This window comes from Sphingorhabdus arenilitoris, from assembly GCF_042651485.1.
In the GTDB taxonomy this organism is placed as follows: domain Bacteria; phylum Pseudomonadota; class Alphaproteobacteria; order Sphingomonadales; family Sphingomonadaceae; genus Sphingorhabdus_B; species Sphingorhabdus_B arenilitoris.
This window is the reverse complement of sequence record NZ_JBHSDH010000010.1, coordinates 24,972-36,107: the sequence shown is the minus strand read 5'-3', so window position 1 is coordinate 36,107 and position 11,136 is coordinate 24,972. Positions and strand designations below refer to the sequence as shown.

Below are 11,136 nucleotides of genomic sequence, written 5' to 3'. Positions count from 1 at the left end.
GGCTCATACAAGAAACGCTGGGCATGGTTGAATCCATTTTGGAGGCTATTTGAAAACACTCCAAGGGCCCAGACTTGCCGTGAACAACTGGCACTGGTTTTTATGCCCGCCTAAAAAACAGAGGATGAGGTGCATGCCGACCTACAACGACCTGACAAGCGCACAATTGCCGCAGCGCACGGCCGCGATTTGCAGCCCAAACCAAGCCGAACGGGCGAAACTGGCGGCGATAGCACAGCGCGCAGGATGTCTGATTATCGACCGCTGCGATATCGCCCAAATCGGACCCCAGCCCGATGATTTCCCAGAATTTGATCTGCTAATCGCAGATTTTACCTCCATTTCGGAGCGGCCTTTGCAAGAAATCTCCAACATATCTCGATACTTAACAAGCAATGGCGGGGAGGCGCTGATTTGGACGGATATGGAGAGTTTGGACCGGGCATATGCCGATATGCCAATTTCCCAATGCCATTTCCTGATCCAAGGAAGCGACCTTGAAGCTTTACTCATTATGTCTGGGGCAATCAGGCGGGGAAGTAAGATGGAACAGCTGCATGATAACAGCCGCGATGCAGGTATTGGCGCGCTGCATAAAATAAGCGATGAGCTTGCCGATTTTGCGCGCACTCTGGCGCGATTGGCCGATCAAGGCGATGTGAAAAGCAGCAACCAGTTGGCCGAAAAGCCGATGTCATTCCGGCCCGCGCCCAGCAGCATCATCCAACCTTTTATAGAAACAAAAAGGGCGGCAGCTGATGAGACCGCCTCGCCGGTGAAGGCATCCTATATCCGTGAAATCATCCGATATCGACGGCGCCGCGACGCTTATTTTGATAGCGAGCTATTTGCTGATCCGGCATGGGACATATTGCTCGATTTGCTGGTCGCAAGAATTGAAGGCAAATCGGTTTCGGTATCGAGCCTATGTATCGCCGCTGCTGTCCCTGCAACAACCGCGCTGAGGTGGATTACCGGGATGACCGAAACCGGGCTCTTGCTGCGCCGGATGGATCCCAAAGATGCGCGGCGTGTTTTCATCGAGCTATCAGACGACACCGCAGATAAGATGATGAAATATTTTGACGAGGTTCAATTGGCGAGAGGTTCGGTTATTTAGCGGTTACAAACGCGAAAAGGCTTGCCAATTCCGAACGGCTTTGGCATTGGCCCCAGCATCGCAGATTGATTCTGCGCGTCATGGCCTTTTTAGGGCGCTTAGCTCAGTTGGTAGAGCATCTCGTTTACACCGAGAGGGTCAGCGGTTCGAGCCCGTTAGCGCCCACCATGACCTCCCTCGAAATCCCTGTTTTGCTTGACTTTACTGATATTGCGTGCTTTGTCGGGGATGAAGCGCAGCGTTATGCGGCGCTGTTGAGAGCGATAGAGGGTGAGGCCGTATATGCGTTTGTTGAAAAAATCTGTTGTCGTAGCAGCATTTTGTTTTGGTATTTCCGCAGCGCCGGCATTTGCAATAACTTCCAGTGGGAATTCCAAAGCGTCAACCGAAAACAATAGCGATGACGATAGTCAGCCTGTTGAAAAACGCAAAGAAACCACCACAAAGCAAAATTCGAAAACGACACCAAAGCGCGAACCATGCCGCAGCTGCCGGATTTTGATGTAACCTAGTTTGCGTTTACGCCGCCGCGCCACCCATCGGTATCTGCCGCAAGATCGTATTGATAGGCCTTTTAACGAATCGGCGACCTACTGTTAGGGAGTAAGCCGCTAACCCCTTATAATATGAAATAGGCGAAGCTTATACTCGCCGCAAATGCGGTTAGTGTGGCAGCGGCGACGGGCATCAATGCGCGCCACCGATAGGACATAATCGCATCGAGTCTAGAATTCATCGCCGTTGCAATCACCGCCAGCAGCAAAAATGTCTTTGAAATGATAAGCCCGGTTTCCGCGATAATGGTGGGCGCAGCGAATAGCGAATTGACCGCAACGACCGCGAAAAAGGCGATGATGAACCATGGGAAATGCAAATAGTCACGGATGCGTTTTTTACCAGCTGCACCGCCGTCGGCGGCTGATGCCGATGCGCTGATGGTGATACCGATAATCGCCACCACCGGGGCCAGCAACGCCACCCGCGTCAGCTTCACAATCGTCGCCGTTTGCCCCGCCTCCTGCGAATAGCCAAAGCCCGCGCCCAGCGATTGCGCCACATCATGGATCGCTGCGCCCATCAAAAACCCCGCCTGACGGTCGGTGAAATGCAGATAGTCGGCAATAATCGGATATACGGAAAGCGCCGTCGCGCTCGCCACGGTGATGCCCACCAAAGTGAATGTGAAACGGTCATATTCCAGCCGTTCCCGGCCGATAATAGCATAAATGGCCAGCGCCGCAGACGCCCCGCATATCGCCGTCGCGCCGCCCGCCAGCAGGCCGATCAGACTGCCCTGTCCGCTCCATTTCGCGGCCAATATCCCGGCCATTATCACCAACGCCATGATGCCGATCAATCCGAGCAGGGAAATTGGCCCCATGGCCGCTATCTGCCACAGCGTTATCTGCGTTCCGAGCAGCACGATACCCCACCGCAGCAAGCTGGTGCTGCAGAGATGGAAACCCTTTACCGTTTTGTCACTGGCCGAAATAAAGTTGAGCGCAAGACCAAGCAACAGACCGGCAACAATGGCCGGTATACCATAATGTTCTGACAGCCATGTCGCCGCGGCTGCGACAACACCGCATATGGCAAGGCCGGGGAAGTAGGCACTGATCCGGGTCCGCGCCTTAACTGGGCTTTTATCCTGTTCGGCAAGCCATATCTCGCCATATAAATCGCCCTGAACAATGGCGTTGAGGCTTGGCCCCCGTTCAACCATTTGTAATATCGCCGATATCGATCACCGGCACATTATGAGTGGCGGCAAATTCCTGCATATCCTCTGCCCGGGCCATGCTGCCATCGCTCCGCATGATCGCGCATAATATTATTCCCTCGCCCAGATCATAGCGGCGGCAAAGCTCCAGCCCTGCCTCTAGCGTCGATTTACGCGCCGCAAGCCCGCCGGGATCAGCGATCAAGGGAAAGACATGGCCGGGGGTAACTAAATCAGCGGCGCGCGCATCGGGCGCAACAGCGACGGAAATTGTGTGCGCCCGGTCATAAGCGGAAATGCCGGTATCAACACCGTGCCGCGCTTCGATGGATACGCCGAAAGGGCGGCCGCTGCTGGCGTGGCTGCCCGCATCCTGACGACCGATGCCCAAATGCCAAGCGCGCTGTTGGCTGATCCCCAAACAGATAAGCCCGCGACCATGCTGCGCCATAAAATTTATCGCTTGGGGCGTGACCTTGCTCGCCGCCATGGCAAAATCAAGGTCGCCGTCCCGATATTGATCGCCCGACAGGATAATCATGCCGCCCTCCCGCAAATGGGCCGCCAAATCACCCCGCCATTTGGGGGAAGATGAGGTCACGGAATTTTCCGTCATTTGAATATCCCTGCTGCGCCAAGCACTTGTTGACCGACGAGCTCCAATTGCATCCGCGCGCCAACATCGCGTATCTCGCCCTGCTCGTCAAAGGTTTCCGGCGTCGTGCGAATGGCCGCACCAATAGGGGTTGGCCATCCGCGCAGCGCATGGGTAATTGTGCGCAGCGTCAATAATGTGCTCATCGTCGCTTGATGCCCGAATGCCGTCGCGATCAAGCCGACCGGACGGCCATGGAAATAAGGGCGTTCATCGTTGGCCAAATCCTCGGCATAATCGAGCGCATTTTTGACCAAACCGGATATGCTGCCATGATAGCCGGGCGATGCAATCAATATCCCATCGGCCCGCCGCAGATCCTCCACCATATCGGCCCCCGCCTCTTTGCTATGGCCTGGACCGCCATAAAAAGGCAGGTTTGCCATATAGCTTCCATCATACCGGCGGATTTCTGCGCCCAGCTCTTCTGCGGAGCGGCAGGAAATAGCAAGCGCCTTTTCCGTCGATGAATTGGGTCGCGGCGTGCCGCCCAATGCGACGATCAATGTCATTGCTCATTCTCCCAGTAGTAATATCAGCGAGGCAGAAGCTTCAACCTCTTGCATTATATCTCGCACGGTTTATGTCTAGCGCTGTCATAATTATGATTACGCGATCGGCTTCGCCATTGGCAAGGGCAAAATTCTAATCAATTGCCAATTCGTATCGCGCAAGGCAGATAGAGGCGAGAGAGAGGGAGTTGGAGCATGGCACAGGCAGAAAGCAGCGGCGCAGCGCGTTCGCAAAAATGGATCAGATACGGGTTGATCGCGCTGATCTTTTTTGGCACCGCTCTCAATTATCTCGATCGGCAGGTACTGGCCCTGCTCAAACCGATGTTGCAGGCGGATTTCCAATGGACCGACCGAGAATTTGCTCATTTTGGCAGCTCGTTTCAATTGGCCGCCGCCTTTGCCTTACTGGGTGTTGGCTGGTTCATCGACAAGGTGGGCGTGCGCTTTGGCTATGGCCTCGCCGTTGCGGTTTGGAGCCTTGCCGGCATGGCCCACGCCGCCGCAACAACGGTGCAGCAATTTGTCATGGCCCGCGTCTCTTTAGCAGTAGCCGAGGCGGTCAACACGCCTGCTGCGATTAAGGCAGCGGCAACCTATCTGCCGGTGAAGGAACGCTCGGTTGGCCTGGGCGTCATCAACAGCGCATCCAATATTGGCGCAATATTGGCGCCGCTTGCCGTGCCCGCGATCGCGCTGGCACTCGGCTGGCACGCGGCCTTTCTGATTACCGGTGCATTGGGTTTTGTTTGGCTCGCTTTCTGGTGGTGGGGGACCGCCAAATTGGAGCCGGTCAAATCCATTGAAGCGGCGGCAAGCGCACAAAAGGCCGAAGGGTCGCCGCCATGGGGGGAATTGATTAAGGACCGGCGGACCTTGGCGGTCATTGGCGCAAAAACGCTGACCGATCTGGTTTGGTGGTTTGTGCTATTTTGGGCTCCGGATTTCTTCGCGCGGCAATATAATCTGGGCCAAGCCGATATTGGCTACCCCACCGCCATCGTATATGTGATGGCGGCGGTCGGCGCATTATCCAGCGGATTTTTATTCCCGGCGCTGCTGGGCCGGGGCTTTACCGCAAACAAAGCCCGCAAAACCTCGATGTTTGCCTATGCCCTGCTGATTTTGCCGCTGCCGCTCGCGCTCTATGCGCCCGATCAATGGGTGGCGGCGCTGGTCATCGGTTTGGCATTATTCGCGCATCAGGGTTTTTCCACCAACATATTCGGCATGACCGCCGACATTGTACCCGCCCGCCAAGTGGGCAGTGTGATCGCCATGGGTGCGCTGGCAGGTAATTTGTCTGGCGCGGCCATGCTGGAATTTACCGGATGGGCGCTCGACAGCGGGCTTGGCTATACGCCCATGTTCCTGATGTCCGCCAGCGCCTATCTGCTCGCGCTGGCATGGATACATACGATGCAGCCGCAGCTGGTTGTCGTCAACACCGATGGTGAGGATTAAGGCGCGCCTTGACAGAGCGAGGCAAACATACGCGCCATCCTGCCCCGCCTATTGGGCGCGGCCCAAAAAAAGGGGCGTAGGTGCCGTATAGCACCCACGCCCATTGCCGCTTGCGACCCTTTGGGGATTAGCGAATTTTTGCGCTCAACGTGACACCGAAATAACGGTCGGCATCGCGGGGAATTTGATACCGCTGCCCATTGCTGACATTCAGCAAGGCATAGCTGGTGTCTCCAATGTTCCGTGCGTGGAAGGTCAGCCGATATTTGTCGTCAGCATCGCCGACGCCCACGCTGGCATTCCAAATGCCATAGCTGGGCAGCGGGCCGCCTTCACCTAGGTCGGAAAATTGCGAACCCACATGGTTGAACGCAGATGCCAGATATAGCTTCAATGCGCCGAGATCAGCCTCATATTCTCCGCCGACATTCCAACTCCATTTCGGCGCCAGCGGTAGCCGCGTTCCATTTCGGGCATCGGGATCGTTATTGCGCGGATTAGGATTGAAACGCAGCACGCGTGCATCAGCATAAGCGACGCTGCCGTTCAGGCTCAGCCCTTCGATCGGCGCAAAAAGTGCGTCGACTTCAAAACCTTTGGTCCGCACGGTTCCAGCATTTGTCAAATTGGTGATGAGCTGATTGTTCAACAAGATAAAGTTATTCGCCTGAAAACCATCATATGTCGCTTGGAACAACGCGGTGTTCACTTGAATTTTACGGTCCCAAAATTGAGATTTCATGCCGACCTCAAATGCGTCGGACAGCTCCTCATCAATCGGAACGGCATTGTTGGGCGCCGTATGGTTAAAGAATACGTTGAATGCCGGCCCCTTATAACCCCGGGTGAAGCTGCCATAGAATAGCAGGTCATCATTGGGTTCAAATTGCGCCGATACTTTGCCGGAAATATTATTGTTGCTGCTGTTGCCAAACGAAGTGTTGGTGCCGTTGCCGCCATTGGCGATAGTGCCGCCCGCCGGGTTGCCCGAAACACCGGGACCAGACAGCGGCAAGCCTGTAACAGCATTCACGCCTGGTGCCCGCGTGTGGGTGTAGCTGAGCACATCACGAGTCCAGCGCAGGCCGCCTGTTACACTAAGCTGATCGGTGAAGCGATAAGTCGCCTGACCAAAAAAGGCGAGGTTGGAGCTGTTCACATCGCTGGCCGAAGTAGCGGTTGGGCGGGTCGTGTTCACATTGTCCGCTAAATTGCATGGCCGTGCGCCCGATGCCGCAAGGGGTAGCGTAGACGAGGCGCAAACGATGTCGCGGCGGGTGAAATCCTGCTTGTTATCGGAATGCCAGATAAAGGCGCCCACCTGATAGAAAAACGGTTTTGCCTGATCCGATGCCAAGCGGATTTCTGCCGACATTTGGTCGGTTGTAACAAAGCCTTCGTCATGCAGCTGTGCCGTCCCGACAATCGCCCGAGGCAGGAAATCGCCTTCCCGAATTTCGGTATTTTGCCAATTGCGATAACCCAAAATGACGCTCAGCACGTGGTCGTTCAAAATATCCACGTCCAAATTGCTGGTCAGGCTCCATTGCCGGTCGCGGGTTTCGGTGATCAAATTGTGGTTCACAGTCCGCTGTTCAATGCCCAATGCGACTGGAAAGCCCAGTTCAGCGTCGAGCACCGCACCCCGGCTGACACCCGTTACGTCGGCGCAGCAATCATCATTGGCTTTGAAAAAGTCGGCGATGATCCGCAGCCGCGCGCCATCACCGTCATAATCCACGATGCCGCGTGCGCCATAATGTTCATAGCCATTGACCTGCGTATCGAAGAAGGTGTTATTGATATTACCATCATAGCTGCCATAAAAACCGGTCAAACGCGCTGATAGGTCCTGGGCGATTGGTCCGGAAATCGACGCCTTGGCACGATATTCATCGCCTTCATAATATTCGGCGCGCAAGTCTGCTTCCAAACTGTCTGTGCCGCCCTTTGACACCATGTTGACTAGGCCTGCAGACGCGTTTTTGCCGAACAATGTGCCTTGTGGTCCGCGCAGCACCTCAATGCGTTCCAGATCGAGCAGATCGGAGAAAGCCTGCCCGGAACGGCTCAGCACGATACCGTCAACCACCGTCGATACGCTGGGCTCGGCTGCTACGGAGAAAGTGATGGTGCCAACGCCGCGCATGATAATGGCACTGTTTGCGCTGGTCGTACCCTTACGGAATGTAACTGATGGCACCAGCTTGCCGATATTTTCAAGGCTGACGGTGCCGGTTTCAGCAAGCTTATCACCCGTGATCGCGGTTATCGCGATGGGAATATCCTGCACATTTTCTTCAACCTTTTGCGCGGTAACAACAATTTCCTCAACCTGCGCATGGGCCGGGGTCGCCATCGCCAAAGCCAGCATGGCAAGGCTGCTTCCCGCGAGCAAAGGGCGCGTTGAAATGACTGCTTTAATAGATTGTTTCATAAAGATTTCCTCCCAAAATAGACAAACCATGTGGCGGCATTTTCCGCGCGTTTTCCGGCCTATTATCTCCCCAACAGTTAAATAAAATAATTGCATTGTCAAGCGCTGTCATATAGCATTCTTTGTATGGGATTATCGACAATAAGCTTGGGGATTTAGGTGCAATTTACCGCCAGCAAAGACGGATTTGATCTGATTGTGAATGGCTTGGCACTGATCCGCCACCGCACCGATCAGCCTGCGTTTGCGCTTGGCCGGGGGGATCCGGCAATAGAAATGTACCGCGGAAATTACCGGATTGAGGACAGTTGCACGCCCATCAGTCTTGCCGCCGCGTCAATTATAACGCCCACCCGAATCGAGTTTCGCGGCGATGATGGCTTAGTTCAATTGCTCGTCCAATTGGAGCATACACCGCAGGGCTTCACCTTGAAGCTGTCGGCATCCGCGCCCTGCGACCGGATATTCCTAAAGCTTGCGGCGCAGGTAGATGAGCATATTTGGGGCGGCGGTGAGCAGATGAGTTATTTGAAGCTCAATGGCCGCCGTTTTCCCATATGGACCAGCGAGCCAGGCGTTGGCCGCGACAAGAGCCGCAAATTGACGCAAATTATGGACGCAGAGGGCATGGCAGGCGGCGATTATTGGACCACCAACTATCCGCAGCCCACTTTTGTCTCCTCCCACCATTATGCCTGCCATTTTGATGGCACATGCTATAGCGTTATGGATTTTTCCGACCCGCAGCAGCATGGCTTTGAAATATGGCAAAACAAGGCCTGCTTCCATTTCTTTTTCGCCGATAATTTACCCCAGCTTGTTGGCACATTATCGGATCATTTTGGCAAGCCTGCGCGCTTGCCCGATTGGGTTTTTGACGGCGCAATCATTGGGTTAAAAGATGGGGAGCGCAGCTTTGACAGGCTGAATAACATCCTCGCGGCGGGCACGGCGGTCACGGGCCTATGGTGCGAAGATTGGGTTGGCATCCGGCAGACCACCTTTGGCCGCCGATTATTCTGGGACTGGCGCTGGTCGGCCGATCGCTACCCCAATTTGCCCGCACAGATAACTGCGTTGAAAGAAAAAGGCATCCGCTTTTTGGGCTATGTTAACCCTTATTTGGCGGTTGATGGCAGTCAATATCAGGAAGCGGCGCAGCTAGGGTATCTCGCATTACGCCTCGATAGTGATGAACCCTATGTGGTGGATTTTGGCGAATTTGACTGCGGCATTGTTGACTTCACCAACGCCGGCGCAGCACGGTGGTTTGCCGACCGGATCATTGGGCAGGAAATGCTGGATTTTGGCCTATCGGGCTGGATGGCGGATTTTGGTGAATATCTGCCCACCGATGTGCGATTATCTGACGGCACAGATGGTATGGATGCGCATAATTTATGGCCCGTCCTGTGGGCGAAGGTAAATGCCGACGCGATTGCGGGGCGTGGCCAAACCGATGAAGCCATGTTCTTCATGCGCGCTGGTTTTTCGGGCGTCCAAGCGCATTGCCCGTTATTATGGGCGGGCGACCAATGCGTCGATTTTTCGCGCCATGACGGCATCGGCACAGTGATCACCGCCGCTTTGTCAGCCGGCCTTGTGGGCAATGCCGTCAGCCATAGTGATACCGGCGGATATACGTCGCTGCATGGCGTGGTCAGGACATCGGAGCTGTTCATGCGCTGGGCCGAAATGGCGGCTTTTTCGCCGGTCATGCGGACGCATGAAGGCAATCGTCCTGATGACAATTTACAGGTTGATAGCAGCCCCGAAATATTGCGCCACTTCGCCGCCATGAGCCAGCTGCATGCCGCACTCGCCCCTTATTTCCGCAGCCTCGCAGATGAGGCGCAGCAAAATGGCCTGCCCCTGCAACGGCCCATGTTCTTGCATTATCCCGTTGAGCCTGAATTTGCCGATTGTCAGGACCAATATATGCTGGGCGCTGACATGATTATCGCGCCAGTGATAGAGGAAGGTTCAATAAGCCGGCATGTTATGATACCGCAGGACAATGACTGGATTAACATGTGGACAGGAATGCCGGTGCCGCCCGGAATGAACAACATCGCCGCACCCATTGGCGCGCCGCCGGTATTCTTCCGTGCAGACAGCGCCTTCGCACCATTATTCCGGACATTGCCGGATTTCATTGGCCCCGATATCGTTGCGCCGGGCATTAGGGGCAACGTAACCCCATGAGCCAAAGGAGCAATATCAGCGATGTGTCCAAACGCGCAGGCGTTTCCGTAAAGACCGTCAGCCGGGTGTTAAACAACCACCCCTATGTCAGCGACGCCATGCGGGCAAAGGTCAACGCTGCCATGAAAGAGCTGGATTTCCGGCCCAGCGTCGCGGCCCGGATTTTGGCAGGCACCAAATCGGCTCAGATTGCCCTGATTTATGACAATCACTCTCCCTATTATATCAACCTGATTCAATCAGGTTGTTGGGAGCGCTGCCACCAAGATGGCGTGCGTTTATTGGGGCAGCCCGTCGATGTGGCGGACCCCGATATTGGAGAGCAAGTGCGCGGGTTGATCAATGAAACCCATGTCGACGGTATCGTGCTATCCTCTCCAGTGACCGATTGCGATCCGGTCCTGCGGACGTTGGAAAGTATGGGCATTCCCTTTGTCCGTATTTCGCCCGGTACCAATCACGCAATGACCTCGTCAGTTTATATGGACGATGCACAGGCCGCCGATGACATGACCACCCATTTGATCAATTGCGGGCACCGGCGCATCGCCTTCATTAAGGGGCACCCCAATCATATGGCGTCGGATGAGCGCTTATATGGATACCGCCGCGCTTTGGACCGGGCCGGCCTGCCTTTCGACCCGCGCTGGTATGCTGATGGGGAATTTGATTTTGACAGCGGATTTGCCGCTGCCGAAAAATTTCTTGCGCTGCCTGAACGGCCAACAGCGATTTTTGCGAGCAACGACGATATGGCCGCCGGAGTGCAGGCCGCCGTACATAAAGCGGGGCTCGACATTCCGGAAGAAATTTCGGTTGCTGGTTTTGACGATACAACATTGGCGCGGATGGTTTGGCCGCCCCTCACCACCATCCGCCAACCGACATTTGAACTTGCCAAAACCGCGACCGATCTGCTGCTGAGCGGTCAAACGCTGGTTCATAAACGGTTGGAACATAAATTGATTGAACGCGATTCCGTAGCCAAAATTGGCGCGGCATCGGAAACTGATTAACCTGTAT

Annotated in this window: 9 protein-coding genes and 1 tRNA gene; 6 read left to right on the top strand and 4 right to left on the bottom strand. The window is 55.0% G+C overall.

From position 1 onward, the window contains the following. The first annotated feature begins 133 nt into the window (after nt 1-133). From ACFOWX_RS01665 to ACFOWX_RS01655, 3 genes are all read left to right on the top strand, one after another. A complete protein-coding gene (locus tag ACFOWX_RS01665; protein WP_381420711.1) occupies nt 134-1,120 on the top strand; it encodes a hypothetical protein in 987 nt (328 codons plus the stop codon). A 92-nt stretch (nt 1,121-1,212) separates the two neighbouring features. After that, a tRNA-Val gene (locus ACFOWX_RS01660) sits at nt 1,213-1,288 on the top strand. Further along, nucleotides 1,288-1,518 (top strand): hypothetical protein, encoded by a 231-nt coding sequence (locus tag ACFOWX_RS01655; protein WP_381420710.1) that lies wholly within the window; start codon nt 1,288-1,290, stop codon nt 1,516-1,518. The genes ACFOWX_RS01660 and ACFOWX_RS01655 overlap by 1 nt, the downstream gene beginning before the upstream one ends. Before the next feature lie 221 nt (nt 1,519-1,739). On the opposite strand, the gene ACFOWX_RS01650 is transcribed toward ACFOWX_RS01655, so the two are convergent. Genes ACFOWX_RS01650 through ACFOWX_RS01640 form a run of 3 tightly spaced genes read right to left on the bottom strand, consistent with a single transcriptional unit; the run spans nt 1,740 to nt 4,007 of the window. After that, nucleotides 1,740-2,843 (bottom strand): YeiH family protein, encoded by a 1,104-nt coding sequence (locus tag ACFOWX_RS01650; RefSeq protein ID WP_381420709.1) that lies wholly within the window; start codon nt 2,841-2,843, stop codon nt 1,740-1,742. Next, a complete protein-coding gene (locus ACFOWX_RS01645; RefSeq protein WP_381420708.1) occupies nt 2,836-3,456 on the bottom strand; it encodes a 3,4-dihydroxy-2-butanone-4-phosphate synthase in 621 nt (206 codons plus the stop codon). Before ACFOWX_RS01645 ends, ACFOWX_RS01650 begins: the two co-directional genes overlap by 8 nt. After that, nucleotides 3,453-4,007 carry an NADPH-dependent FMN reductase gene (locus ACFOWX_RS01640; protein WP_381420707.1) on the bottom strand — a complete coding sequence of 185 codons (555 nt, stop codon included), beginning with the start codon at nt 4,005-4,007 and terminating at the stop codon, nt 3,453-3,455. The genes ACFOWX_RS01645 and ACFOWX_RS01640 overlap by 4 nt, the downstream gene beginning before the upstream one ends. 195 nt (nt 4,008-4,202) lie before the next feature. Between ACFOWX_RS01640 and ACFOWX_RS01635 the strand changes: the two genes are divergently transcribed. Then, complete coding sequence (locus ACFOWX_RS01635; protein ID WP_381420706.1) at nt 4,203-5,471, top strand: MFS transporter; 1,269 nt, start codon at nt 4,203-4,205, stop codon at nt 5,469-5,471. 127 nt (nt 5,472-5,598) lie between these two features. Here the strand turns inward: ACFOWX_RS01635 and ACFOWX_RS01630 are convergent, their stop codons facing one another. Beyond that, a complete protein-coding gene (locus tag ACFOWX_RS01630) occupies nt 5,599-7,908 on the bottom strand; it encodes a TonB-dependent receptor (protein ID WP_381420705.1) in 2,310 nt (769 codons plus the stop codon). Between the two features lie 159 nt (nt 7,909-8,067). Between ACFOWX_RS01630 and ACFOWX_RS01625 the strand changes: the two genes are divergently transcribed. Next, nucleotides 8,068-10,113 carry an alpha-glucosidase gene (locus tag ACFOWX_RS01625; protein ID WP_381420704.1) on the top strand — a complete coding sequence of 682 codons (2,046 nt, stop codon included), beginning with the start codon at nt 8,068-8,070 and terminating at the stop codon, nt 10,111-10,113. Further along, on the top strand, nt 10,110-11,129 hold the full coding sequence (locus ACFOWX_RS01620) for a LacI family DNA-binding transcriptional regulator (protein WP_381420703.1): 1,020 nt from the start codon (nt 10,110-10,112) through the stop codon (nt 11,127-11,129). The genes ACFOWX_RS01625 and ACFOWX_RS01620 overlap by 4 nt, the downstream gene beginning before the upstream one ends. The last annotated feature ends 7 nt before the right edge of the window (nt 11,130-11,136 follow it).